The sequence below is a fragment of the Gallibacterium genomosp. 2 genome (genome assembly GCF_000771895.1).
Taxonomy (GTDB): domain Bacteria; phylum Pseudomonadota; class Gammaproteobacteria; order Enterobacterales; family Pasteurellaceae; genus Gallibacterium.
Genome location: NZ_JPXY01000049.1, coordinates 1 through 26,065, shown reverse-complemented (window position 1 = coordinate 26,065; position 26,065 = coordinate 1). Strand labels below are relative to the sequence as shown.

The following is a 26,065-nucleotide window of genomic DNA, read 5'->3' as shown; positions in this document are numbered from 1 at the left end:
CAGAAGTTTACGTATTATCAAAAGAAGAAGGTGGACGTCACACACCATTCTTCAAAGGTTATCGTCCACAGTTCTATTTCCGTACAACTGACGTAACTGGAACAATCGAGTTACCGGAAGGCGTAGAAATGGTAATGCCAGGAGATAACGTGAAGATGACAGTAAGCTTAATCCACCCGATTGCGATGGATCAAGGTTTACGTTTTGCGATCCGTGAAGGTGGCCGTACAGTAGGTGCCGGCGTGGTAGCGAAAATCATCAAATAATTAGATTTGACAATAGAGAGTAATTTGAAACCCGTCTTCTAGGCGGGTTTTTTTATTAAGAAAATTAAGGATATAACGCCATATTATATTGGTTTATTTTGTTTTAGAATTGCATACTATTTATTTAGGTTATATTACTTATTAAGATAACAATTTTTATCAATTATAAAGTTAAATTAATAGAATTACTGATGAAATTAAATCAACAACAGCAACAGGCCGTAACAACTATTGACACTCCTTGTCTTGTTCTTGCTGGGGCAGGTTCAGGGAAAACACGAGTTATCATTAATAAAATTGCTTATTTGATAGAACATTGTAACTATTCCCCCACTAAAATTGCTGCGGTTACTTTTACTAATAAGGCAGCACGAGAAATGAAAGAGCGTGTGGCGCATTCTATTGGTATGAAAAAGAGTAAAGGATTAACGGTTTGTACGTTTCATACATTAGGCTTTGATTTTGTCAAAAAAGAACATCAGGCTTTATCTTTTAAGTCAAGCATTACTTTATTTGATGAACACGATCAGTTGGCACTACTAAAAGAGTTGACCAAAATTTCCTTGCAAGCGGATAAAGACAAATTAAATCAATTAGTTAATTATATTTCTTTATGTAAAAATAATTTGATCTTGCCGAATGAGGCGATGAAATTAGCTAAAAATGAAGTTGAACATCTATTTGCATCATATTATCAGCAATATATGGCGCAAATGCAGGCTTTGAATGCAGTAGATTTTGATGATTTGATTATGTTACCAACGTTGGTGTTGCGTACTAATGATACGATTAGAGAAAAATGGCAAGAAAAGATTCAATATTTATTAGTTGATGAGTATCAGGATACTAATACTAGCCAGTATGAATTGATCAAATTGCTTGTTGGTAAAGCGGCAAAATTTACAGTGGTTGGTGATGATGATCAATCTATTTATTCTTGGAGAGGCGCTAATCCGGAAAATATTGTTCGTTTGAGGGACGATTTTCCGATATTGTCAGTGATTAAATTAGAACAAAATTATCGTTCTACACAACGTATTTTACATTGTGCCAATATATTAATTGATAATAATGATCATATTTTTTCTAAGCGATTGTTTTCTAATTTAGGAACTGGGAATTTATTGCAAGTTATTGAAGCGCAAAATGAAGAACACGAGGCAGAACGTGTTGTGGCGGAGTTGATGTCTCACCGGTTTTTAAATAAAACAGCTTACCGAGATTATGCAATTTTATATAGAGGGAATCATCAATCACGTTTGTTAGAAAAAACCTTAATGCAAAATAGAATTCCTTATAAAATTTCAGGAGGGACATCTTTTTTTTCTCGTGTTGAAATTAAGGATATTATGGCGTATTTGCGGCTGTTGGTAAATCAAGATGATGATGCGGCCTTTATTCGTATTATCAATACGCCAAGACGAGAAATTGGATCAGCAACCTTAGAAAAATTAGGATTGTTAGCAAAAGAGAAACATTGTTCGTTATTTGAAGCAATTTTTGATTTTGAGTTATTGCAACGAGTAACAGCAAAAGCTTATACAGCATTGCAAGATTTTGCGGAATGGGTGGTCAAGGCTTCAGATGAAGTAGTGAGAGGAGAGGCGCAAGAAGCAATTAAAGCAATGTTCTCCCATATTCAATATGAAAATTATCTTTATGAACAGGCTTCAAATCTCAAAGTTGCAGAGATACAAACTAAAAATGTAGCAACTTTATTGCAATGGGTTGATAGTATGCTGCAAGGAGATGAATTTAACGAGCCACTAACTTTATCACAGGCAATATTACGTTTAACCCTACGTGATATGATGGAGCGTAGCGAGAATGAGGAAGAAGGGGATCAAGTACAATTGATGACATTACACGCTTCTAAAGGCTTAGAGTTTCCTTATGTCTATTTAATTGGAATGGAAGAAGGGATCTTACCTCATCAAAATTCAATTGATGATGATAATATTGAAGAAGAACGTCGTCTCGCTTATGTTGGAATTACTCGAGCGCAAAAAGAGTTAACCTTTTCTTGTTGTAAAAGACGCAAACAGATGGGAGAGCTAGTAAAAATGGAGCCTAGCCGATTTTTATTAGAGTTACCACAAGATTATTTGCAATGGGAAAGAGATAAAGCACCATTAACAGAAGTTGAGAAAAAACAAAAGCAACAGGTAGGTTTTGCACGATTGAAAGCTTTGTTAGAGGATTAAATATAGGTATTGGGTTGGTTATAAATTAGATATTTTGATGATAATCTACGCAACCAATCCTAAAATAGAGTTCATTTGAAAAAAAGCGTTGACTTATTTTTTAAAATCCATATTATAGCGACTCAACTGAATGAGGTGAGATGGCCGAGAGGCTGAAGGCGCACCCCTGCTAAGGGTGTATAGGGGAGACTCTATCGAGGGTTCGAATCCCTCTCTCACCGCCATTTATTCGACGCATCCGTAGCTCAGCTGGATAGAGTACTCGGCTACGAACCGAGCGGTCAGAGGTTCGAATCCTCTCGGATGCGCCATTTACTCGCTACTCTAGAGTAATTAAAGAATGAGTGTTATAATCGGCAAATCAAAAATTATCTGCGCACCCGTAGCTCAGCTGGATAGAGTACTCGGCTACGAACCGAGCGGTCAAAGGTTCGAATCCTTTCGGGTGCGCCATTTCATTTCTTAATTTCAAATGTTTCATATCATTTCTAATTGAAAAATTTTTCTTCATAGCAGTTTCTTTTAATTCAAAAATGCCTTTATCCAAAGAACTATTTATTTTTAATTTTTTATTGACATTAATTCCTATTTACAATAAGTTATCCAAAAATATGCAATTTATTCTCATTTATATTTTAAGGGGTAATTTATGTTCCAATTGAAAAAATTAGTGCTTGCTACATTGATTTCATCAACCGTTTTATTTTCTCAAGCAGCTGTTGCAGCGCCAGTGGATTTATCACAAGAAACTAAGCAATATCAGACATTTGTCATAGAACAAATTGATGAATTGGTTAAAGGTACAGAGCAATTTGTAGCCGCTTTAAAAACAGGTAAGGTTGAAGAGGCGAAAAAACTGTATCCATTAGTCAGAATGTATTACGAGCGTTCAGAACCTATCGCTGAAAGTTTTGGTGATTTAGATCCACGCATTGATGCACGTGAAGCAGATTTGGAAGAAAATCAAATTTGGAGTGGTTTCCATAAAATTGAAAAGATTTTATGGACAGAAAATACCACTAAAGGAACAGAACAAATTGCCGATCAATTATTAAATGATGTCAAAGAGTTGCGTGCTAAAGTGCCGACTGTAGAAGTTACCGGCGATTTAATGGTTCAAGGTGCAGTTGATTTATTAAATGAGGTCTCTACCAGCAAGATTACTGGCGAAGAAGAAATTTTCTCACATACCGATCTTTATGATTTTAAAGCTAATGTTGAAGGTGCAGAAAAAATTTATCAAATTTTGAGAGCAAAATTAGCTCAGAAGGATGAAAAGAGGGTAAAAGAGTTGGATAAACAGTTTGCGAATGTAAATGCCTTATTAGATAAATACAGAGTTGGTGAAAATGGCTATAAAGCCTATACTGAGTTGTCTAAACAGGATACGCGTGAATTAGCTGAAGCTGTAAATAAACTTGGCGAACCGCTTGCACATATGGGTGTCATTCTTGATGAAAGTAATTAATTTTAACTAATTTTTTTCTTAACCACTGCGTTAATTTGCAGTGGTTTTTCCTTTTTGAAGGGGGGAGCAAATGAAAAGCAATGATTTAACAGTACAACGACCAACAAATAATCTACGTCGTCAATTTTTAAAAAGATCAGGTTTAATGCTTGGTGGCAGTTTAATCGGTTCGGGATTAAGTATGAGTGTAGCAGCAGATGATAATCATTCTGTCGCTGAAAAACACTGTCTTTCCGATATTACTTACCCATTTTATGGAGAACACCAACAAGGAATTATTACCCCACAACAGACTTATGTCTATTTTTTGGTGTTGGATTTAGCAACGGAAAGTCTTGATGAAGTAAGAGAAGTATTCAAAACTTGGACAGCCTATTCCGCACGTCTAACGCAAGGCAAAAATGTAAAAGAATATGCTAAAAATCATTTTGTACCGCCGGCGGATACCGGAGAAGCGGATGATCTTTCTGCGTATGGTTTGACGATCACTTTCGGAGTTTCTCCGTCATTTTTGCAGAAGTTAGGCTTGCAGGATAAAGCGCCGAAAGAGCTGAAAGATCTGCCGTTATTTCCACGCGATCAGTTGAAAGAAGAGTTTAGTGGCGGTGATATTTGTATTCAATCTTGTGCCAATGATGCACAAGTGGCTTTTCACGCTGTGCGTCAATTAGTCAGAGTGGCTCGCTCTAATGTAACGATGAAATGGAGTCAAGCAGGTTTTATTTCGGCGGATAAACCAACCGATACCCCTCGTAACTTGTTTGGTTTTAAAGATGGTACGGCAAATGCTAATACCGTTAAAGATCTTGATGGGCAAGTATGGGTAGATCAACCCGATTGGCTGAAAGGCGGTAGTTATTTGATAGTGCGTAAAATAGTGATGCATTTGGAAACTTGGGATAGAACCAGTTATAAAGAACAAGAACGCACTTTTGGTCGTCACCGTATTTCAGGTGCGCCGATTGGCGAAAAAGAGGAATTTGCACCATTGGATCTGGATAAACTTAATCATCACGGTAAACCAATGATTCCGGACGATTCACATTCTGCATTGGCACATAAAACCGGAAAACAGATGTTACGTCGAGCTTATTCTTATTCAGATGGTATTAATCTTCGCACCGGACAGTTTGACAGTGGCTTGCTTTTTATTTGCTATCAAAAAGATCCGGAACAGTTCATTACTATCCAAAATGCATTAGGTAATGTTGATCGTTTGAATGAATATATTACCCATATCGGTAGTGGGCTATTTGCTTGTTTTGGTGGCGTGAAAGAAGGTGAATTTATTGGGCAAGCATTGTTAGGAGCTTAAATAAAATGAAAATAAGAGGAGTCATAAAATATCTGTGGCTGTTTTTTAGTTTAATTTTTTTCAGCTCTCTACCGGCAACAGCTGAACAAAAGATAAATCTTAGCCCGTTATTTATCCAGCTTTCTGATGCAATGAGTGCAGTGAAAGAAAATAATACATTGCAAGCAAAGCAAGATTTAAATGCGATTCAAGAGCAATTTATTGCGATTGAACAACACAACTCTTCAGCAGGTAAAAATGTATTGTTGAGTCTGTCTGATGCATTGAATAACACCGATATTGAGCATTTAAATCAACTTTCAGTCGCCTTATTAGCATTTGATAAAGAGCAACATCCTTTAGATATTGCTCAACAAAAGCAACGCTTTAAAAAACGGATTGTGCCAGCCTTTGAACATTGGCAGCAAGTTGTGGCAAAAAATAAATTGTCGCCGGATATTGAACAGCTAAAACAACAGTATCGCCTATTTAATAGCATTTGGACTAAAAATGAGAGTTTAGTGCGTGATGTTGATATGGCGTATTACGGAAAAATTGAAACAGCGTTGGCACTCTTACGAGTGGCGATAGAAACTGAACCGTTGGATTATCAACGGATTGAAAGTAATACTGCAAAAATTGAGGTTCAATTTGATGATTTTGTCAGTGGCAAAAAAGCGCAAGCAGTTACCACCAACTATCAATTAAATGATGGCATCAATCTGTTACGAGAAGGATTACAAGCGTTTGAACAGCAGGATAATGCAACAGCGCAAGAAAAACTGACAACTTTTATTGAGATTTGGCCAAGTATTGAGGGAGATGTTAGCACCAGAAATGGTTCGTTATATAGTAAGGTAGAGAGCCAAGTGCCGGTGATTTTGGCTAAAGGCAGTGAAGCTAAATATCAAACGGAGTTAAAGCAGATTATTACGCAACTGGTTGAAATTAATCCTGCTGCCGGTTACAGCGCACTGGATGCAATGCTGATTTTATTACGTGAAGGTTTGGAAGCGTTGTTGGTGGTAATGGCATTAGTAAGTGCGTTGCGTGTTGCCAATCGTCCTCAAGGTTATAAATGGGTTGGCGGTGGTGTGATAGCCGGTTTAGTGCTCAGTTTAGTGGCTGCTTTTGCCTTACAACGACTATTTCCGAGTTCCAGCTCGGGAACAAATCGAGAAATTATTGAAGGCGCGGTCGGTATTGTCGCTGTTTTGATGATTTTAACTATCGGTGCGTGGCTACATAGCAAATCATCGTTAAATGCGTGGCAGGCATATATTAAAAAACATATAAATAAAGCGTTGACGACAGGCAGTTTTATCTCGTTATTTGCATTGAGTTTTCTGTCAGTATTCAGAGAAGGTGCGGAAACCATTTTGTTCTATGTCGGTATTTTGCCGAATATCAGCACAGAATCTTTTGCCCTTGGTGTTGGTATAGCGGTGATTTTATTGGCGATATTGGCGGTGGTGATTTTAAAAAGTTCAGTCAAATTGCCGGTGCCGACAATGTTCAAGATTTTAACTTGGGTATTGTATATTTTAGGTTTCAAAATTCTTGGTGTCAGTGTGCACGCATTACAACTTACAGCGGTGTTACCAACAACGATTATCGATATTTTACCGAATATTGAATGGCTGGGATTTTATGCCACATTACAAACTATCATTGCGCAATTAGTTTATATCGCATTGATTTTATTGTTGCAAAGATGGTTAAAACGGCAGAATACTTGATCCGTGCTTAAATAATGTCAGGGGGAAGATTGTGATGATTTTCCCCTTTTCTTTTTTTAGAATCATTGAATTTCAGCTACAATGCAGATTAAAAAATTGTGGGATAAGAAAATAGAAAATGTTTACCGTCTATTACGCCAACCAGCTTGAAAATCAAAAACATCTGTTAGTTCGATTATTGGAAGTGCAACCCTTACAGGATCCATTTGCCGAAAATGTGATTTTGGTGCAAAGCCCCGGAATGGCGCAATGGTTACAACTTCAGTTAGCAGAACATTTTTCTATCGCAGCGAATTTTGCTTTTCCAATGCCATCATCATTTATTTGGAAACTGTATAAACAGAATATTGCAGAGATCAGCGAACAAAACCCATTTAATAAATCGGCTATGGTTTGGCGTTTAATGCGAATTATTCCGACATTATTGCATTTACCGGCGTTTTCGCGCTTGAATGATTATTTAGGCAGCGCGCCTGAGCAAAATAAATTGTTTCATTTAGCGGAAAAAATTGCCGATCTTTTTGACCAATATTTGGTTTATCGTCCGGAGTGGATCAATCAATGGCAAACAGCAGATTGGCAGCAGATGACGACAAGTTTTGTTCAGCAATTATCGCCTCGCTTTAAGCCTATTGCGGATAATATTATGAATGATATCAGTTGGCAGGTGCTGTTATGGCAGGCATTGGTGGCGGATATTCAACAACATTATCCCGAACAGCAGATATGGCATCGCGCTAATTTGTATCAAACCTTTTTGGAGCAATTACAGCAAGGATATTGCCCGAAAAATTTACCAACGCGTATTATCGTGTTTGGCATTTCCGCAATGCCGCCAATGTTTTTGTCTATTTTGTCTGCATTGAGCCAATATATTGATATTCATCTCTTTTTTAATAGTCCAAGCCGTTATTATTGGGGAGATTTAATCGATCATCGCTATTTAGAAAAATTAAAGCAAAAAATTCAAACAGAGAGCAAAGAGATCCAGACACCTTATGATGAAACTTTAGCGGTGGGGAATCCGTTATTAGCATCGTGGGGCAAATTAGGGCGAGATTTTCTTTACCAATTAACACAGTTGGAACCAAACGATATTGAGGTGTATAACGCGCCTGAAGGTGGTCAACTGTTGCAACAGCTACAACGACAAATTTTGGAGTTAACGCCGACGGCATCGGCAATATTGCACTATCAAGCGGGAGATGATTCGATAACGCTGCACGCCTGTCATAGTCCAATGCGTGAAGTGGAGGTGCTACGTGATAATCTGCTGGCAATGTTTGAGCAAGATCCGACATTGACACCGAAAGATATTGTGGTGATGGTGGCGGACATTGATCGCTATACGCCTTATATTCAGGCGGTTTTTTCACAATATCAAGAAGAGGATAAACGTTATATCCCGTTTTCTATTTCGGATAGAAAGGTGACGGAAAGTGATGTGTTGATTTCCACTTTCTTACAACTGTTTACACTAAAAGAATCGCGTTTTTCCAGCGATATTGTGCTCTCGATATTAGATGTGCCGGCAATTCGTCAACGTTTTGAGATAGATTTGGGTGAATTGCAAACGATTCGAGATTGGGTAACGCAATCCGGTATTCGTTTCGGTTTAGACAAGTATGATCAGGAGCCGGTACCGAATTATAATGCTTGGCAAAACGGCATTGAGCGGATGTTATTGGGTTATGCGTTGAAGAGTGAGTCCGGCATTTGGCAAGATGCTATCGGTTTCGATTATAGTGAAGGATTACAAGGGAAATTAGCCGGTAAATTGGCACATTTCTTTCACGCGTTACAACAGTGGCAACAAAAAGCGAGCCAAAATTTAATGGCAGAAGAGTGGCGAACAGCGATTCTGCAATTAATAGATACGTTATTTAATGCCGGTGAACAGCCGATGGTGATTGCATTGTTGAAGCAAACTGTTCATCAAGTAATTGATATTATTAATGAAGCAGATTATCCACAAACTATTGACGCAGCAATTATTGGTGAATTATTGCAACAAAAACTCAATGAACAGGATAACAGTCTGCATTTCCTTTTAGGCAAACTGAATTTTTGTACTTTATTACCAATGCGCGCGATCCCGTTTAAGGTGATTTGCTTGTTGGGAATGAATGATGTTGATTTTCCACGACAATTACCAAATAACAGTTTTGATTTGATGCAGTATCAAACCCAAAAAGGGGATCGTTCACGGCGAGAAGATGACTGTTATCTCTTTTTGGAAGCGCTATTATCCGCACGACAAAAACTTTATATCAGTTATGTTGGCTATTCGATAGTGGATAATACAGAATATGAACCTTCAGTGTTGGTGAATCAGTTATGGGATTATATGGCGGATCATTTATCACATCCGGATGATCTCAAACAGCTACGATTCAGCTATCCAATGACCGTGTTCAGTGAGCATAATTTTTTAGCACCACATTTCTCCTATGCACAAGAGTGGTTGCCGATTGCGCAAGCACAGCAGCAACAACAGCATCCATTAAGAGAATTTGATCAAACATTATTGCAACAAGAGAATGGCAGTCATCAGACTACAGTCGAACTCGATGATCTGCAACAATTTGTTATCGCACCCATTAAATATTTCTTTGAACAGCGTTTAGGCGTTTATCTCAATGAAAATGAACAGGAACGTGTTGAAAGTGAAGTGTTTGAATTGACAGCGCTGGCGCAATATCAACTGAAACAACGTTTATTTGAAAACGAACCGCAAAATAGCACATTAGAGTTTGAAAAAGCGCAACGAGAGGGAATGTTGCCACGGGCAGAGTTTGCTTTTTTACAACAAGCGGAATTAGAGCAGAGTTGCCATCTATTGCGACAAGCAACGGCGCAGTATCAACAGCAAGCAGCGGATTCCGTGATGGTGGATGTAACGTTTGGGCTTGATGGGCAAGAGGTGAGACTGCAAGGTCAGATTGACCATAATTACCAACAGCAGTATGTCGATTGGCGTATTGGTAAAATTCGTGATCAGGATGTTCTCAAATTATGGCTGAATCACCTTATTTTATCAGCGATGGGGCAGGCAACAGACAGTCGATTTATTGGCATAAATAAAGGCAATATAGAGACAACGACTTTTTCTGCTATCGATCAAAACAAGGCAATGGCACAAGTTGCGATTTATTTACAGGATTTCTTGCAGGCACAAGGGCAAATCTGTATTTTGCCGACAACAGACTTCCAGCAATATCAAAAGTTGTTTGCAGAGGAAAACAGTGGAGAAGCGCAGTTATATCGCCAATTAATGGAACAGCAGAGCGGCAATGAGTTTGATAAATCTCAACCATATTGGCAACGGTTATTGGTTCAGACTAAAAATTTGGATTATACAGCCATTAAGCAACGTTTTACTGATTGGTTTGCACAAATGTTGGAACAACTTGAAGATAATGCAACATCATAGCAAGTTGCGGCTGTAAAATGACGCATAAAAAAGCACCGCGATGATTGTTCATTGCGGTGTCTTTTTAAGCAAATAATTGATTAAGCAACAATAATACGTTTCATATCTTTCATATAACCACGTAATTTTTGTCCTACTTTTTCAATCGGATGATTGCGGATGGCTTCGTTCACATCACGCAAAGTAATATTATCAATTTCAACAGTTGGGGTTGGTTCGCCCAAATCACCTTTTTGTAATTGAGGAACTAATTTTTCACGCATAATTGGAGTCGCCACATTCGCGAATAAATAGTTACCATATTCTGCGGTGTCTGAAATGACCACGTTCATTTCGTATAAACGTTTACGCGCGATAGTGTTAGCGATTAACGGCAATTCGTGAAGAGATTCATAGTAAGCGGATTCCTCAATGATACCACTTGAAACCATAGTATCGAACGCCAATTCCACGCCGGCTTTTGCCATTGCAATCATTAATACGCCATTATCGAAGTATTCTTGTTCTTTGATTTTTCCTTCATATTTAGGTGCATTTTCAAAGGCGGATTTACCGGTTTCTTCACGCCAAGTTAACAATTTTTTATCGCCGTTTGCCCAGTCTTCCATCATCACACGGGAGAATTCACCACTGATAATATCATCCATATGTTTTTGGAATAATGGGGTAAGCATTGCTTTAATCTGTTCTGAAAGTTCAAATGCACGCAATTTTGCACTATTGGATAGACGATCCATCATTAAAGTGATACCGCCAAGTTTTAATGCTTCAGTGATGGTTTCCCAACCGAATTGAACTAATTGTGCGGCATAAGCAGGATCTTTTCCATCGGCTACCAATTTGTCGTAACAAATTAATGAACCGGCTTGTAACATACCGCAAAGAATGGTTTGTTCGCCCATTAAGTCGGATTTCACTTCAGCAACGAAGGAAGATTCCAATACGCCGGCACGATGACCACCGGTTGCCGCTGCCCAAGCTTTGGCAATTGCCATACCTTCGCCTTTAGGGTCATTTTCAGGGTGAACAGCGATCAAAGTCGGAACACCAAAACCGCGCTTATATTCTTCGCGCACTTCAGTACCTGGGCATTTAGGCGCAACCATTACCACCGTAATATCTGGACGAATCTGTTCACCGACCTCAACAATATTTAAACCGTGTGAATAACCCAAAGCAGATCCTTGTTTCATTAGTGGCATTACTGCTTGAACAACATTGCTGTGTTGTTTATCCGGAGTTAAGTTAATTACCAAATCCGCTTGTGGAATTAATTCTTCATAACTACCGACAACAAAACCATTTTCTGACGCACGCTGGAATGAAGCGCGTTTTTCGGCAATCGCCTCTTTACGTAACGCATAGCTAATATCCAAACCGGAATCGCGCATATTTAAACCTTGGTTTAAGCCTTGTGCCCCACAACCTACGATAACGATTTTTTTACCTTTAAGAAAGTTGGCTTCATCGGCGAATTCGCTGCGATCCATAAAACGGCAGCGACCTAATTGATCTAATTTTTGACGTAAATTCAAAGTATTGAAGTAGTTTGCCATAATTGCTCCTGAATAAGTGATTTCTAGTAATGAATAAATTCAGTATAAGTCTTTTTTTTGTTGCGTAAATTGATATTATTAAAATTAATGATTGCAACTATTGCAATAATTGTAACTTTTAACTTAAATTTGGAACTGGATATGGATTTACAACAAATCAAATTATTTTTGCACCTTTGTGAAAGTAAAAATTTTGCTAGAACTGCCGCGGTGAATTATCTTAGTCCTTCGACACTTTCCCGACAAATTCAACGTTTAGAACAGGAAATCGGTAAGCCATTGTTTTGGCGAGATAATCGTTCCGTGGAATTAACGCCGATTGGAGAGCGTTTCCGCCAATTTGCGGAAAAAACACAGCAGGATTGGCGGCTTTTTCTACAAAATATTCAACCGGATAATCACGATCTTTCGGGAGAAATTCGTTTGTTTTGTTCCGTTACCGCCAGTTACAGCCATTTACCGGAAATTTTGACGCAATTTCGGCAACAATATCCGAAAGTAGAAATTCAACTTACAACAGGCGATCCGGCATTAGCAGTGCAACAGGTACAGAGCCGACAGGCTGATTTAGCGATTGCCGGAGAACCGGAACAGTTACCGGAGAATCTCATTTTTCATCAAATAGATTTGTTGCCGTTTTCACTAATTGCTCCAAAAGTAGCTTGTGTTGCCAATCAATTATTGCAACAAACACTGATTCCGTGGCAAGAAATTCCATTCATTGTGCCGGTTGAAGGACCGGCAAGAAAAAAAATTGAGCAATGGTTTCAGCAAAAGGGAATAAAACATCCGAAAATTTATGCGACTGTTGCCGGTCATGAAGGCATTGTGCCGATGGTGGCGATGGGCTTCGGCTTAGCGTTATTGCCTGATGTGGTTATTGCCCATAACCCAATGAATACACAAATCACTTATCTCAATATTGAGCCGGAAATTGATCGATTATCTTTAGGCATCTGCGTTAATCGGAAAAATTTACAAAATCCGGTGGTGAACGCGTTTTGGTTGGGGATGATAGGAGCTCACAACGGACTTTCAATCAATAATGCTTCGTGAATAGTGATGATTGCCAATGTGATATAGGAGCGGATCATCTTTTCCCAGCGAATGATTTTTACCTGTTCAAGTAATGAATCTTGAGTAGGTTTTGGTGGCGGATCTTTAATAAAAAGAGAATCTTTAATGCAGTTGAGTTGTTGCACAAAATCCAACAGCAAAGGATCGCTGAAAGAGAGCTCTTGAGTTTGGTTGTTGATAATCTCTTTAAGTTTTAGAAATTGTTCAATATCTTCAAAAATGTCTTTAGAGATCACGCCTAAACCTAACAACACTTTTAAACGGATTTTAAAGTCAAATAAAGGACCTGAATGCTCGAACAGCGATTCGATCACTGATTCAACAACAAAATCCGTTTTGCGGAACACTTTGTTGATCAGTTGATCCAACGCCTCTTCAAAAACCGTTACCGCAGCAATGATTAACCCTCTTGCGGTGGTAACTTCATTAAGTTTTTCCTCGATCATTTAAGTCCTTTAATATCATCAAGAAATTATTTTTTCAATGATGCGTAATTTTGTGCAATTTCCTCAAAAATTGCTTGGTCATTTAATCCGGTATATTGTTCTAATGTTTTAGTAATCCCTTGATCGGCAATAGATTTTTGTAATTCTACTGCTTGCGGATCATTTGCATTAGTGTAGCACAATGCGGCAGCAATTGCTTTGCATAACATTGGGTGAGGAAGTTGATATTCCAAGGTGCCACGTAACGGTTTGATTAAACGATCGTTATAGCCGAGTTTGCGGATAGGTTCGCGGCCAACACGATCTACATCATCGGTAAGGTACGGATTAGCAAAACGTTTTAGAATTTTTTCAATATAAGCGGCGTGGGCAGCCGGATCGAATTGATAACGCTTGATTAATACTGCACCGCTTTCTTGCATTACGGTTTTAACTTGTTGTTTGATATTTTCATCATCAATCGATTGTTTAACGAATTGGTATCCGGCAAGTTTTCCTAGATAAGCAGTAACGGCGTGGCCGGTATTCAAGGTAAATAATTTACGCTCAATAAATGCCATTAAATTATCGGTACGTTCCATACCTGGAATGTTCGGAATATCGCCTTTAAATTGAGTTTCATCCACAATCCATTCGCTGAATTCTTCGACCGTAACCTGTAATGGATCTTCACTGTTTGCTTCAACAGGTGGCACAATTCTATCCACAGCAGAATCAACAAAGCCAACATATTTTTCAATAAGTTGTTGTTCTGCTTCGGAAAGGTGAGAATAAACGTGTTCTTTTAACGCACTGGTTCCACGAACCATATTTTCACAAGCGATAATGTTTAATGGTTGATGATTACCGTTTTGGATACGTTGTAGTAAGCCTTGTGCTAAAGATTTAGCAATAATCTTTAATACGCCGGCACCGATAGCAGTCGTGATTAAATCAACTTGTTGAATTTTTTCAAAAAGCTGTTGTTGATTGGCAGAGTTGATTCCATCCACATTTTTTACAATTTCAATTTTGTTTTGACCGTCTCCCACCACTTTGACGGAGTAGGATTTTTGTTGGTTAAGTTGATTAATAACGGTTTCGTTAATATCTGCAAAAGTGACATAAATACCGGTATCAGCAAGTAATTTACCGATAAAACCGCGCCCGATATTGCCGGCGCCAAAATGTAATGCTTTCATTATAAATCTCCTAAATAAAAAGAACGTAGTGATATCACTACGTTCCTACAGCCTATTAACCTTTGAGTAATGCTAACACTTTTTCTACATCATCTGTAGTTGTTAAGGTATTGATTGCTTCTTCACTATCCAAGGCGTTGGTAATTGCGGTAACCACTTGGATATGCTCGTTGTTGCGAGCGGCAATACCGATAACTAATTTTGCTACACTGTCTTCTTCATCGGTGAAGCGCACGCCATCCGGATATTGGCAGAAGACGATACCGGTTTTTAACACAGCATCTTTTGCTTCAATGGTACCGTGTGGCACGGCAACACCTTCGCCGAGGTAGGTGGAAACAAGTTTTTCACGTTCCAACATTGCATCAACATAGCTTGGTTGTACAAAACCGCCTTTTACTAATTGTTCACCGGCAAAACGGATTGCTTCTTCTTTATTCGCAGCTTTCAAGCCAAGGAAAACTTGATTCGGTGCTAATGTAAAGTGGGCGTGCGTTTCTACAGTTTCCACCGGTTTTTCACTTTGTTGACCGACTTCCGCTTTCAATTCGCTGACTAAATGGTCATAGAATTTATTATCCAAGAAGTTAGTGAGTGACAAGTGCATTGCAGTTGGTACTTGCTGTTTTGCGCGTAAAGTTAAATCTTGATGAGTGATAACTAAACGTGCATTATCAGGTAAATCATTGATTGCACAATTAGCGACTTCAATATCTAAACCGGCATCTTTAACTTTTTTACGCAACATACTTGCACCCATTGCGCTTGAGCCCATACCGGCATCACAGGATACAAAGATTTTTTTCAATCCGTTGTAGTTGATTTCAACGTGGTTGACGTTAGCATTTTGACCTGATTTTAAGTTCTTCATTTGTTGCGTTGCTTCTTCCAAAGAACCTTCGCCTTTTTGAAGTTTTAAGAAGAAAGAGGCAATAACGAAAGAGACCGCACAAGCAATTAATACCGCAAGAATGACACCGAACATTGATGATTTAGGGGTCATAAGTAATACTGCGAAAATAGAACCCGGTGAAGCCGGTGCAACTAAGCCTGAATGCGTTAATGTAAGTGTGAATACACCTGACATACCGCCGGCAATCACGGCAAGCAATAAACGCGGATTCATCAACACATATGGGAAATAGATTTCGTGAATTCCACCAAAGAAATGGATGATGGCTGCACCGCTGGCGGTTTGTTTGGCAGAGCCTTTACCGAATAACATATAAGCAAGCAACACGCCTAAACCCGGACCCGGATTTGCTTCAATTAAGAAGAATACAGATTGTCCAAATTCTTGTGATTGCTGAATACCTAGCGGTGAAAAAATACCGTGGTTGATGGCGTTATTTAAGAATAAAATTTTTGCCGGTTCAACGAAAAGCGAAGTAAGTGGCAATAAATCAGCATTAACAAGTACATCAACGCCGGCGGCTAACGCTGTGGAAAGTGCTTTAACGGATGGACCGATTGCAAGGAATGCGATAAGTGCAAGGATCATCCCGATAATACCGGCAGAGAAGTTGTTGACCAACATCTCAAAACCGCTTTTGATTTTACCGTCTACCCATCTATCAAATTTTTTGATGGCATAACCACCGAGTGGGCCGGCAATCATTGCACCAAGGAACATTGGAATATCTGAACCAACGATAACCCCCATTGTGGTAATGGCGCCAACTACAGCACCACGGTCACCACCGACTAATCGACCACCGGTATAACCGATGAGCAACGGTAATAAATAAGTGATCATTGGGCCGACAAGTTTGCCTAATGTTTCATTTGGCAGCCAACCTGTTGGGATAAATAGTGCAGTAATAAACCCCCAAGCGATAAAAGCACCGATATTCGGCATTACCATATTGGAGAGAAAACGACCGAAGTTTTGTATGCGTAATTTTGTCTGTGCAGAAACCATAGTTTAATCCTCAATAATGTAGAAGAAATTTCGAACAGAAAAATAGCATATTGAACAAAAAAGCGGAAATTTTTGATTTCAAAAATGTGACGCACTTCAAATAAAATTTTTTTTATGAAAAAAATAAAATGTGATTTAGATCACAAAATTTAAAATATAAAATATTTTTTGTGATCTGTATCACATTTTTTCTGTACAAAAATGATGAAAAAAGTATGCGATAAAAAATATTATTTACTTCTCAAATATGGCTCATTTTTGCTCAATGTGATCGGCATAATAGGCGTCATTGTGAAGACAGGTTGAGGAAATGGCTAAAAATAAAATCTCAGGGAAAATTGATAAAGTATTAAGTCAAAAAAGATAATGGAAGCAGCGAAGAAACAGACTTAATTTTAGGCGTGTAACTATTTGAAAATAAAAAAGATCGGTGTTAAAACCGATCTTTCCAATTAAACGTTTTGTTATTCGTCTAAGAAACTGCGCAAGGTTTCGGAACGACTAGGATGGCGCAATTTACGCAAAGCTTTGGCTTCAATCTGACGAATACGTTCACGAGTAACATCAAATTGTTTACCCACTTCTTCCAAAGTGTGATCCGTATTCATATCAATACCGAAACGCATTCTAAGCACTTTCGCTTCACGTGGTGTTAAACCTTCCAAAACTTCGTGGGTTGCCACTTTCAGACTTTGAGCAGTTGCGGAATCCAATGGTAATTCCAAGGTATTGTCTTCAATAAAATCACCTAAATGTGAATCATCGTCATCGCCGATCGGGGTTTCCATTGAAATCGGCTCTTTAGCGATTTTCAACACTTTGCGGATTTTATCTTCCGGCATTCCCATTCGTTCAGCCAACTCTTCCGGAGAGGCCTCACGCCCCATTTCCTGCAACATTTGACGAGAAATTCGATTTAATTTATTAATCGTTTCGATCATATGTACCGGAATACGAATAGTACGAGCCTGATCCGCTATTGAACGTGTAATTGCCTGACGAATCCACCAAGTTGCATAGGTGGAGAATTTATAACCGCGGCGGTATTCAAATTTATCTACCGCTTTCATCAAACCGATATTACCTTCCTGAATTAAATCAAGGAATTGCAATCCACGGTTGGTATATTTTTTGGCAATGGAAATCACCAAACGCAAGTTGGCTTCTACCATCTCTTTCTTCGCGCGACGAGCTTTAAGTTCACCTTGCGAAATTTTTTCACCGATTTGGCGGATTTGTGTAATGGTTAAACCGCTTTCCTGTTCAATTACTTTCAATAATGCAATTGCTTGACGGATACCGTCTTCGTAATCCTTTAATTTTTCCGACCAGTTTTTGCCGGCAGCTAATGCTTTTTCAATCCAAGCATCATTTGTTTCGTGTCCGATAAAGGCTTTTTGGAAAGTACCTTTCGGCATTTTGGCATATTCAACCGCTAAACGTTGGATTTGGCGCTCTTGGGTACGAATACGTTTCATCATATCCCGCATTGATAACACCAAAATATCGAATTGTTTCGGTACCAAACGGAATTGTTGGAAAATTTCCGAAAGTGCATTAATTTGATCTTTTGCTTTTTTATTGCCTCGACCGTATTTATCAATCGCAGCGACAGTTTTATGATGTTGCTCTTTTAATGCAGAAAATTTTTCACGTGCCATTTCAGGATCGATGCTGTTATCGGAATCATTGTCGGCACTGTTGTTGGAATCGCTATCACTGTCTTCGTCATCATCATCGCTATCATCGATATCGTCGCCGGAAATATTGTCGTCGTCTTCTCCGGCATCATCGCTCATAAAATTTGAGTAATCTTCGGTATCTACCGCATTCGGATCGACAAAACCGGTGATAAGATCGGAAAGGCGCACTTCACCTTTTTCAACAAGATCATATTGTGCTAATAAATGATCTAAGGCCTGTGGATATTCCGCAACGGCACATTGAACTTCGTTAATTCCTTCCTCAATGCGTTTCGCAATATCAATTTCGCCTTCTCGGGTTAGCAATTCTACGCTGCCCATTTCTCGCATATACATACGCACTGGGTCGGTGGTTCTACCAATTTCAGATTCCACGCTGGAAAGCACTTGTGTTGCTTCCTCTACCGCATCTTCATCGGTAACATTTTCGTTCAACATAAGATCATCGGCATCCGGGGCTGATTCAAGCACTTGAATCCCCATATCGTTGATCATTTGAATGATGTCTTCTATTTGATCGGCATCAACGAGGTCTTCCGGTAAACTATCATTAACCTCGGCATAGGTGAGATAACCTTGTTCTTTGCCCTGTGCAATTAATTGTTTTAACTGAGATTGTGGATTTTGATCCATATTTTGACATCCAATAATTGTTGATTAGCAGAAATCATTCTTCATAATCATTATGAAGAATAGACCGGAACTAGCAAATTTCGACTGTTTGCCAGCAGTTCTATCAGTTCTTTTTTTTCATCGAGCGATAAAGAATCTGTACGATCTTTCGCTTTTAACGTTTCAATACGTTTTTCCATTACTTTGGAATGCAAGTGTTTTAGATTACCATAAAAAGTAGCTTCGATGTTATCATCTTTTATTAAATGATCCCACATTGCTAATTTTTCAAGGATTTTTTGCTCTTTTTTTCCACGCCAAAATTCCAGCAGCTGACCGGTTGTAATGCCGCTTTTGTTGGCACAAATCTGATAAATTTCAAGGAACAATGCCAACCCGGGCAGATTTAAATCATACAGTACCTGTGGATTGCTTAATAAGATGCGTGTGATTTGTTTATCGGCGAGCTCCGGATTTTGCACCAATAATGCAATAAGTAGCCGCATTGGCGTAGATCGTAGGCGTTCTTCTTTTTCTTTGGCTTTATGCTCTGAAATAAGCGCCGGCAGTATTTTTTCAAGCTGTATACTGTCTACAATACCCAGTTTTTGCCCCAAAGTGTTGCGTAGATAAAGACGTAATGTTTCACCGGGAACCTGGTTGATTAACGGCACAGCTAATGCAGCTAATTTGCTGCGACCATCTTTATTGCTTAAATCTACTTGGGCTAACAGATGTTGAAATAAGAAATCGCTCATCGGCTGAGCCTTGTTGAGGAATTGTTCAAACTGCGCTTTGCCGATTTGGCGAATAAAAGTGTCTGGATCTTCATTATCCGGCAAAAAGATAAATTTAAGCTGTCTACCGTCATAAAGGTGAGGCAAGGCATTTTCTAATGCGCGCCAAGCGGCACTTCTACCGGCATTATCGCCATCGTAACAACAGATAATCTGTTCGGTAGCACGGAAAGCGATTTGAATTTGTTCCCCAGTGGTTGCGGTGCCTAGTGAAGCAACTGCATTAGTCACGCCGAATTGAGCTAAGGCAACAACATCCATATAGCCTTCGACAATAAGTAAGTATTCTGGATTATCATTCTGTTGTAATGCTTCGTATAGCCCATACAATTCATTGCCCTTATGATAAGTGGCCATTTCCGGAGAGTTTAAATATTTAGGTTTTTCATCGCCTAAAACGCGACCGCCGAAAGCGATGGTTCTACCACGACGATCTCGGATTGGAAACATAATACGCTGGCGAAAACGGTCATAAAAGTTACCGTAATCAGATTTTGTCACCATACCGGTATCCACCAACTTTTGACGTTCTTCCGCTGTTTTACCGAAATGATTTAAAACTGAATTCGTATTGGTTGAAAAACCGATAGCAAAGCGTTGGATAATTTCTGCTGATAGCCCACGTTGTTGAAGATAAGCCTGTGCCGGCAGAGATTGAGTCAGTTGTTGTTGATAAAATTGCGCAATATCGTGCATTAACTGATGTAAATCACGTTTACTTCTATAATTGGCACTATTGTTGGGATTATATTTACTATTAGTCTCTTCCCTTGGAACTTCTACCCCTTGTAATGATGCTAGCTCTTCAATAGCTTCAACAAAATCCATCTTGTCATATTCCATTAAAAAGGTAATGACATTTCCGTGAGCGCCGCAACCGAAACAGTGGTAAAACTGTTTTTTAGGGCTAACGGAAAAAGAAGGCGTTTTTTCATTATGGAATGGACAGCAGGCTTGGTAATTTTGCCCGGCTTTTTTGAGTTTTACACGAGAGTTAATAATATCAACGATGTTGGTACGAGCTAAGAGTTCATCAATAAAAGTGCGTGGAATTAGTCCTTTCATTTTCGACACTCCTCATATGGCAAAGAGATTTGCTGTTACAGCGTTGAAATAATTATGGGCTATAAAATAAAGAACAACCGTGTTTCAACAAGAAACACGGTTTAAAATATAATTCGTTTAAAGCTAAATCAAAGAATGAATTAATATAAACGAGTATGACGTGCGTTTTCACGTGCTAATTTTTTAGCGTGACGTTTCGCAGCAGATGCTTTTTCGCGTTTACGAATAGTAGTTGGTTTTTCGTAGAATTCACGGCTACGAACTTCTGCTAAGATTCCTGCTTTTTCGCAAGAACGTTTGAAACGACGTAATGCAACGTCAAATGATTCATTTTCACGAACTTTAATTACAGGCATGAGCCAATCACCTCAATGAAATTTATACATATTTAGGGTTATACAAGATAACCTTTACTCAATAAAGGTCGCAATTTTAATCTATTTCCATACGAAAAGTAAAGCGCTTATTTCGTGATTAGCAACCGACAAACTAGAGAAATTAATGAAAAAAGCGTAAAATGCCGGGCAATTTTTTGAAAGGTATAGCGAAGAAAGATAGATGAAAGTTTTAGGAATAGAAAGCTCCTGCGATGAAACCGGTGTCGCTATTTATGATGAAGAGAAAGGATTAATCGCCAATCAGCTCTATACGCAAATCAGCTTACACGCTGATTATGGCGGCGTTGTGCCGGAATTGGCTTCTCGCGATCATATTCGGAAAACAGCACCTTTAATTCAGGCAGCGTTGCAAGAGGCAGATTTACAGCCTGAAGATATTGATGGCGTAGCCTATACCACAGGGCCGGGGTTGGCTGGTGCGTTGTTAGTGGGCGCAATGATCGCTCGCTCTTTGGCTTATGCTTGGAATGTGCCGGCATTGGGTGTGCATCATATGGAAGGGCATTTGCTTGCACCGATGTTGGAAGAGCGGGTTCCAGAATTCCCTTTTTTGGCATTGTTGGTGTCAGGTGGGCATACCCAGTTAATTCAAGTCAATGGTATTGGTGATTATCAATTATTGGGTGAATCAATAGATGATGCCGCAGGTGAAGCATTTGACAAAACAGCAAAATTGCTCGGTTTGGATTATCCGGGCGGTGCGGCATTGTCACGATTGGCAGAGCAAGGTGATCCAAATCGTTTTGTGTTTCCACGACCAATGACAGATCGTCCGGGGTTGGATTTTAGTTTCTCCGGCTTGAAAACGTTTGCCGCAAATACCGTGGCACAATATCCGCAAGATCAACAGACACGTTGTGATATTGCGTATGCCTTCCAAGCAGCGGTGGTGGATACATTGGCAATTAAGTGTCAACGCGCTTTGACTCAAACCGGTTTGAAACGTCTGGTCATTGCCGGTGGTGTGAGTGCAAATAAACAGTTGCGTCAACGTTTAGCCGCATTAATGAAAAAATTAGGCGGAGAAGTGTTTTATCCGGCGCCTCAATTCTGCACCGATAATGGCGCAATGATCGCTTATGCAGGTTTTTTACGCTTAAAAGCTGGTGAGCAGACCGGTTTGGCGGTTGAAGTGCGTCCTCGTTGGAAAATGAGTGATTTGCCGAAGATTGCTAACTAAATGCAATGAATGAACGTTTTGAGGTATACCCTCGATAATGTTTAACAATCTGATTAATTGCTTCCACGTCGCCATCTGTCGCCTTTACAATGAGGGGGAAGGGGACCCTTGGATAGGCTGTTTTCATTCTTTACACTCCTTCATGAATTCTTTAATCATGGCTAGTCCACTTATTCGATGACGATAAACAGTCGAACGATTCAAATTTAGTAACTCCGCAATCTCCACATCACTCATATCCATAAAGTAATGAAGTAAAATAATGTTCCGTTTTTTCTCTGAAAGATGACGCAGGGCTTCACTTAATAAATCACTTTCAACATTGATTCTTAATCCAAATAATTTAAATAGTTGGAAATCAGTGACGTACGTATCAACAGTAGAAAAAGAGTTGACAAGGTAGTTATCTATATCAGAAAACGAGACTTCTTTTGCTGATAGTCTGTCTAGATGTTTGAAGTAATCTTTTCGTTCATCTTCAATAACTTGTTTGCAGATATAGTCAAACTGATTTTCTATGGTTTCTTGAAAAGAAGATGGTTTCATGCTTTTCACCCCCTTTCTGTCGTGAAAGGGAGTGGCATGTGCTTCTTTATCTCCCTTCATACTAAGCCCCGACACGAAAGGGGGATTTGTTGCATAAATGAAGAGAAATCCTAAAAGATATTTATTAAGTGACCAAAAAAGCACATAAACAGATTGTTTTCTCTGTTCATATGCTTTGATTTTTCTATCTATGTAATCTGCAAAACCACATTGATGGTCATATCTATCCAGTACAGGTGGATAAGTTTTTTTGATAAGAACTTAATTAAGAGAACTAGATGACAGATTATCTTTCTCATGGCGACTTTTCCCTCCATTAAGTCGCCAATTTTATCTACTTTCTAGGAGTATGACTAAATTTTATAAAGTTGTATAGGTAAATAAAATCAGCGACCTTTCTATTTGAAATTGGATTCATCGCATTAATAAATTCCACAGTGTTCTATAGGAACTCATAAACTATATAACATGTTTTTCTATACCTGTTTATGGTTATATAGGAACAGTAAAATGTATAGAGGTGATTTAGTATGCGTAAAAAAGAAGATAAATACGATTTTAGAGCCGTTGGTTTAGCGATTAAAGAGGCTCGAATGAAACGGGGTCTCACTCGTGAACAAGTGGGAACAATGATTGAAATTGACCCACGTTATTTAACAAATATAGAAAACAAAGGACAACACCCAAGTACACAAGTGCTGTATGATCTTGTATCATTACTCCATGTATCTATTGATGAATTTTTCTTACCTACAGATAATTTGATTAAAAGCACTCGAAGGTTACAGGTAGAAAAATACATGGATAGCTTTACAGACAAAGAACTATCCTTAATGGAAGCACTAGCAAAAGGTATCAATGAAGCAAGAAATATTGAAGGCTAGTCAGTAAAATTCAGATAAACAAAAAGAGCCGATAAGATGAGAGTTTCATTTCTCAAATTATCGGCTCTGCGTCTTGGCGTCTGGCTCTTTGATTGTTATTATATTCATTTTTTGAACATTAATTAAAGTTTCGTTCTTACATTTGGGGCAGTATAAAGGGAAATTTTTAAGTATAGTATCCACTCGTATTCGTAGTCTTGTTTTATTTCCACAAATAGGACACAATATCCACTTGTAGTTTATAATAACAATCTCCTCCTTTCCACTTTAATTCAAATCTATATTAAAGAATATTTCATCTTATTTAATAAGAAACCATATTTATATAACAACATAAAACGCACTAAGTTATTTTATTGAACATATATCGTACTTTATCTATCCGACTATTTGGACGACGGGGCTGACAAACAGATTCACCAGTAGTAACATAGTACCCTTTTAACTCTGTTAAACAAACGCTACGTCCATTTGTAAAGAAAGTTAAATCATTACGATATTCTTGAATACACCGAGCAGGAATTTCTCCACTAAGAATGACCTCATTATTTTTCAGTTGAGTGTCTACGATGTTCGCACAATATTTAGGAGCATCGTTATATGCTCGTGAAAGATATTCTTGTGGTGCATAAATTTTAAAACTAAGATATGGCTCTAACAATTCTGTTCCAGCTTTTTTTAAAACTTGTTCCAATACAATAGGAGCAAGCATCCGAAAATCTGCTGGGGTACTAACAGGGCTATAGTATAAGCCATACTTAAAACAGATTTTACAGTCCGTCACATTCCAACCATACAATCCTTGTTCACAGCCATATCGTATCCCTTCCATAACTGCATTTTGAAACGATTGATTTAAGTATCCAAGAGAAACCGAGCTCTCATACTGTACTCCGCTCCCTAATGGAAGCGGTGCTACAGAAAGACCAATGGAAGCCCAGAAGGGATTCGGTGGCACTTCGATGTGAATGGTATACTCTGCTTTTTTTAACGGTCTTTCCATATAAATGACTGTAGGCTTTTTTATTTTTACCTCCACATGATACTTTTCTTGCAATAGAGCACAAGTCACTTCCATTTGTACTTTCCCTAAGAAAGAAAGTATGATTTCATGTGTCGTAGAATCCACATAATATTGTAGAAGCGGGTCACTGTCGGAGATTTCTAAAAGTGCATCAAGTAACATTTCCCTTTGTTGAGGTTTGCTCGGTTCAACAGTTGTTTGCAGCAGAGGGAGCGGATTTTCAATTCTCTCTCTCTGTGGCAATAGCTTTGTATCTCCAAGAACACTATTTAGCTTCAAAAACTCATTTTGCAAAATAACAATTTCCCCGGAATAAGCCTTATCAATTTTACATAATTCACCATTTATTGAAGTATACATTTCTGTAATTTTTATTTTTTCCTTTTCCGATATTCTAACCGAATCCCGCAAATGCAGGATTCCGCCATAAAGGCGTACATATGCAAGACGTTGTCTTTCTTCCGAATATTCAATTTTGAAGACATTTCCGCAAAGTTCAGACTTCTTTCTGTATGTTGATGAATAAAATTTATTCGTTATCACTTCTATAAGCTGCTCAATCCCTATGTTGCTTTTTGCGCTTCCATGATAAACAGGGTACAAGGAGCAATTCTGAAATCTTATGCTTTCCTCTTGTTCGAGTTCCAATGCTTCTAATGATTTACCGGACATATATTTCTCTAAAAGGTCATCGTTTCCCTCTATTACCGTATCCCATTGTTCAGATTCGGTAAAGTTCGTCACACATATATTAGGATACAGTTCTACCTTCTGTTTGATTACAATTTCGGCAGAAAGTTTCTCTTTAATATCCTGATAAACCGTTGATAAATCAATTCCATTTTGGTCAATCTTATTGATAAAAAAGATTGTGGGAATCCCCATTTTCCTAAGTGCATGAAATAATATACGAGTTTGTGCTTGTACGCCATCTTTTGCAGAAATCAGTAGAATTGCCCCATCTAAAACTGATAATGAACGATATACTTCTGCTAAGAAATCCATATGTCCTGGCGTGTCTATGATGTTCACCTTCGTATTTTCCCACTGAAAAGAGGTTATTCCTGTCTGAATTGTAATTCCTCTCTGACGTTCTAAAAGCGTATTATCCGTCCTCGTTGTACCTTTGTCCACGCTTCCTAATTCTGTAATCGCTCCACTGTTATATAATAAGCTTTCTGTTAAGGTAGTTTTTCCTGCATCAACATGAGCTAAAACTCCAATATTAATAATTTTCATGTGATTTTCCTCCATTCAAAAACCCAAAAGGG

19 protein-coding genes, 3 tRNA genes and 1 pseudogene are annotated in these 26,065 nt (G+C 38.6%); 12 read left to right on the top strand and 11 right to left on the bottom strand.

Translation table 11 applies throughout. The features are described from left to right. The 9 genes and pseudogenes from tuf to recC all read left to right on the top strand — a co-directional run. A pseudogene (gene tuf, locus P375_RS10275) lies at positions 1–266 on the top strand (elongation factor Tu); the annotation flags it as partial. 191 nt (positions 267–457) lie between these two features. After that, positions 458–2,470, top strand: a complete 2,013-nt coding sequence (gene rep / locus P375_RS10270) for a DNA helicase Rep (protein WP_039136734.1) — start codon at positions 458–460, stop codon at positions 2,468–2,470. A 134-nt stretch (positions 2,471–2,604) separates the two neighbouring features. Then, positions 2,605–2,694 (top strand) — tRNA-Ser (locus P375_RS10265). A gap of 10 nt (positions 2,695–2,704) precedes the next feature. After that, positions 2,705–2,781, top strand: a tRNA-Arg gene (locus tag P375_RS10260). A gap of 65 nt (positions 2,782–2,846) precedes the next feature. Continuing rightward, positions 2,847–2,923: transfer RNA gene (locus tag P375_RS10255), tRNA-Arg, on the top strand. Positions 2,924–3,119: 196 nt separating this feature from the next. Continuing rightward, positions 3,120–3,938, top strand: a complete 819-nt coding sequence (gene efeO / locus P375_RS10250; RefSeq protein ID WP_039136732.1) for an iron uptake system protein EfeO — start codon at positions 3,120–3,122, stop codon at positions 3,936–3,938. Positions 3,939–4,008: 70 nt separating this feature from the next. Then, positions 4,009–5,253 (top strand): iron uptake transporter deferrochelatase/peroxidase subunit, encoded by a 1,245-nt coding sequence (gene efeB, locus P375_RS10245; protein WP_039136730.1) that lies wholly within the window; start codon positions 4,009–4,011, stop codon positions 5,251–5,253. Positions 5,254–5,258: 5 nt separating this feature from the next. Continuing rightward, entirely contained in the window at positions 5,259–6,971 is a 1,713-nt protein-coding gene (locus tag P375_RS10240; protein ID WP_039136728.1) for an FTR1 family iron permease, read from the top strand. A 118-nt stretch (positions 6,972–7,089) separates the two neighbouring features. Beyond that, positions 7,090–10,404, top strand: a complete 3,315-nt coding sequence (gene recC / locus P375_RS10235) for an exodeoxyribonuclease V subunit gamma (RefSeq protein WP_039136725.1) — start codon at positions 7,090–7,092, stop codon at positions 10,402–10,404. Positions 10,405–10,484: 80 nt separating this feature from the next. Here recC and ilvC read toward each other — a convergent pair whose 3' ends face one another. Continuing rightward, positions 10,485–11,960: a ketol-acid reductoisomerase gene (gene ilvC / locus P375_RS10230; RefSeq protein WP_013745722.1), complete on the bottom strand. Its 1,476-nt coding sequence runs from the start codon at positions 11,958–11,960 to the stop codon at positions 10,485–10,487. Between the two features lie 141 nt (positions 11,961–12,101). Here ilvC and ilvY point away from each other — a divergent pair, with 141 nt between their 5' ends. Further along, positions 12,102–13,016: an HTH-type transcriptional activator IlvY gene (gene ilvY, locus P375_RS10225; protein ID WP_052121828.1), complete on the top strand. Its 915-nt coding sequence runs from the start codon at positions 12,102–12,104 to the stop codon at positions 13,014–13,016. Here ilvY and P375_RS10220 read toward each other — a convergent pair. The 6 genes from P375_RS10220 to rpsU all read right to left on the bottom strand — a co-directional run bounded on the left by P375_RS10220 (position 12,983) and on the right by rpsU (position 21,118). Further along, positions 12,983–13,483, bottom strand: a complete 501-nt coding sequence (locus P375_RS10220) for an MltR family transcriptional regulator (protein ID WP_039087503.1) — start codon at positions 13,481–13,483, stop codon at positions 12,983–12,985. The genes ilvY and P375_RS10220 overlap by 34 nt on opposite strands. Before the next feature lie 26 nt (positions 13,484–13,509). After that, entirely contained in the window at positions 13,510–14,664 is a 1,155-nt protein-coding gene (locus P375_RS10215) for a mannitol-1-phosphate 5-dehydrogenase (RefSeq protein ID WP_039136723.1), read from the bottom strand. A 55-nt stretch (positions 14,665–14,719) separates the two neighbouring features. Beyond that, entirely contained in the window at positions 14,720–16,585 is a 1,866-nt protein-coding gene (locus P375_RS10210; protein ID WP_039136721.1) for a PTS mannitol transporter subunit IICBA, read from the bottom strand. A gap of 464 nt (positions 16,586–17,049) precedes the next feature. Then, the gene (gene rpoD, locus P375_RS10205; RefSeq protein WP_039136718.1) at positions 17,050–18,921 is read right to left on the bottom strand and encodes an RNA polymerase sigma factor RpoD; all 1,872 of its coding nucleotides are present in this window, start codon (positions 18,919–18,921) and stop codon (positions 17,050–17,052) included. A 50-nt stretch (positions 18,922–18,971) separates the two neighbouring features. Then, the gene (gene dnaG / locus P375_RS10200; RefSeq protein WP_021462235.1) at positions 18,972–20,762 is read right to left on the bottom strand and encodes a DNA primase; all 1,791 of its coding nucleotides are present in this window, start codon (positions 20,760–20,762) and stop codon (positions 18,972–18,974) included. A gap of 140 nt (positions 20,763–20,902) precedes the next feature. Further along, on the bottom strand, positions 20,903–21,118 hold the full coding sequence (rpsU, locus tag P375_RS10195) for a 30S ribosomal protein S21 (protein ID WP_013745715.1): 216 nt from the start codon (positions 21,116–21,118) through the stop codon (positions 20,903–20,905). 202 nt (positions 21,119–21,320) lie between these two features. On the opposite strand from rpsU, the gene tsaD reads away from it, so the two are divergent. Then, on the top strand, positions 21,321–22,340 hold the full coding sequence (tsaD, locus tag P375_RS10190; RefSeq protein WP_039136715.1) for a tRNA (adenosine(37)-N6)-threonylcarbamoyltransferase complex transferase subunit TsaD: 1,020 nt from the start codon (positions 21,321–21,323) through the stop codon (positions 22,338–22,340). Here the strand turns inward: tsaD and P375_RS12250 are convergent. Beyond that, positions 22,333–22,467 carry a helix-turn-helix domain-containing protein gene (locus tag P375_RS12250; protein ID WP_084598510.1) on the bottom strand — a complete coding sequence of 45 codons (135 nt, stop codon included), beginning with the start codon at positions 22,465–22,467 and terminating at the stop codon, positions 22,333–22,335. The genes tsaD and P375_RS12250 overlap by 8 nt on opposite strands. Next, positions 22,464–22,946 (bottom strand): RNA polymerase sigma factor, encoded by a 483-nt coding sequence (locus P375_RS10185; protein WP_000675479.1) that lies wholly within the window; start codon positions 22,944–22,946, stop codon positions 22,464–22,466. Before P375_RS10185 ends, P375_RS12250 begins: the two co-directional genes overlap by 4 nt. A gap of 470 nt (positions 22,947–23,416) precedes the next feature. Here P375_RS10185 and P375_RS10180 point away from each other — a divergent pair, with 470 nt between their 5' ends. After that, positions 23,417–23,770, top strand: a complete 354-nt coding sequence (locus P375_RS10180; RefSeq protein WP_001227350.1) for a helix-turn-helix domain-containing protein — start codon at positions 23,417–23,419, stop codon at positions 23,768–23,770. A gap of 57 nt (positions 23,771–23,827) precedes the next feature. On the opposite strand, the gene P375_RS12245 is transcribed toward P375_RS10180, so the two are convergent. Both P375_RS12245 and tet(M) read right to left on the bottom strand, forming a co-directional pair. Beyond that, a complete protein-coding gene (locus tag P375_RS12245; protein ID WP_001803271.1) occupies positions 23,828–23,995 on the bottom strand; it encodes a cysteine-rich KTR domain-containing protein in 168 nt (55 codons plus the stop codon). Positions 23,996–24,113: 118 nt separating this feature from the next. Continuing rightward, positions 24,114–26,033, bottom strand: a complete 1,920-nt coding sequence (gene tet(M), locus P375_RS10175; RefSeq protein ID WP_039136739.1) for a tetracycline resistance ribosomal protection protein Tet(M) — start codon at positions 26,031–26,033, stop codon at positions 24,114–24,116. Between the last annotated feature and the right edge of the window lie 32 nt (positions 26,034–26,065).

Excerpts from the sequence above, each read along its gene's own strand:
- dnaG (WP_021462235.1), bottom strand. The coding sequence starts at position 20,762 with ATGAAAGGACTAATTCCACGCACTTTTATTGATGAACTCTTAGCTCGT.
- P375_RS10180 (WP_001227350.1), top strand. The coding sequence starts at position 23,417 with ATGCGTAAAAAAGAAGATAAATACGATTTTAGAGCCGTTGGTTTAGCG.
- P375_RS10185 (WP_000675479.1), bottom strand. The coding sequence starts at position 22,946 with ATGAAGGGAGATAAAGAAGCACATGCCACTCCCTTTCACGACAGAAAG.
- P375_RS10210 (WP_039136721.1), bottom strand. The coding sequence starts at position 16,585 with ATGGTTTCTGCACAGACAAAATTACGCATACAAAACTTCGGTCGTTTT.
- efeB (WP_039136730.1), top strand. The coding sequence starts at position 4,009 with ATGAAAAGCAATGATTTAACAGTACAACGACCAACAAATAATCTACGT.
- efeO (WP_039136732.1), top strand. The coding sequence starts at position 3,120 with ATGTTCCAATTGAAAAAATTAGTGCTTGCTACATTGATTTCATCAACC.
- rep (WP_039136734.1), top strand. The coding sequence starts at position 458 with ATGAAATTAAATCAACAACAGCAACAGGCCGTAACAACTATTGACACT.
- tsaD (WP_039136715.1), top strand. The coding sequence starts at position 21,321 with ATGAAAGTTTTAGGAATAGAAAGCTCCTGCGATGAAACCGGTGTCGCT.
- P375_RS10240 (WP_039136728.1), top strand. The coding sequence starts at position 5,259 with ATGAAAATAAGAGGAGTCATAAAATATCTGTGGCTGTTTTTTAGTTTA.
- P375_RS10215 (WP_039136723.1), bottom strand. The coding sequence starts at position 14,664 with ATGAAAGCATTACATTTTGGCGCCGGCAATATCGGGCGCGGTTTTATC.
- recC (WP_039136725.1), top strand. The coding sequence starts at position 7,090 with ATGTTTACCGTCTATTACGCCAACCAGCTTGAAAATCAAAAACATCTG.
- P375_RS10220 (WP_039087503.1), bottom strand. The coding sequence starts at position 13,483 with ATGATCGAGGAAAAACTTAATGAAGTTACCACCGCAAGAGGGTTAATC.
- rpoD (WP_039136718.1), bottom strand. The coding sequence starts at position 18,921 with ATGGATCAAAATCCACAATCTCAGTTAAAACAATTAATTGCACAGGGC.
- ilvY (WP_052121828.1), top strand. The coding sequence starts at position 12,102 with ATGGATTTACAACAAATCAAATTATTTTTGCACCTTTGTGAAAGTAAA.
- ilvC (WP_013745722.1), bottom strand. The coding sequence starts at position 11,960 with ATGGCAAACTACTTCAATACTTTGAATTTACGTCAAAAATTAGATCAA.
- P375_RS12250 (WP_084598510.1), bottom strand. The coding sequence starts at position 22,467 with ATGAAAACAGCCTATCCAAGGGTCCCCTTCCCCCTCATTGTAAAGGCG.
- rpsU (WP_013745715.1), bottom strand. The coding sequence starts at position 21,118 with ATGCCTGTAATTAAAGTTCGTGAAAATGAATCATTTGACGTTGCATTA.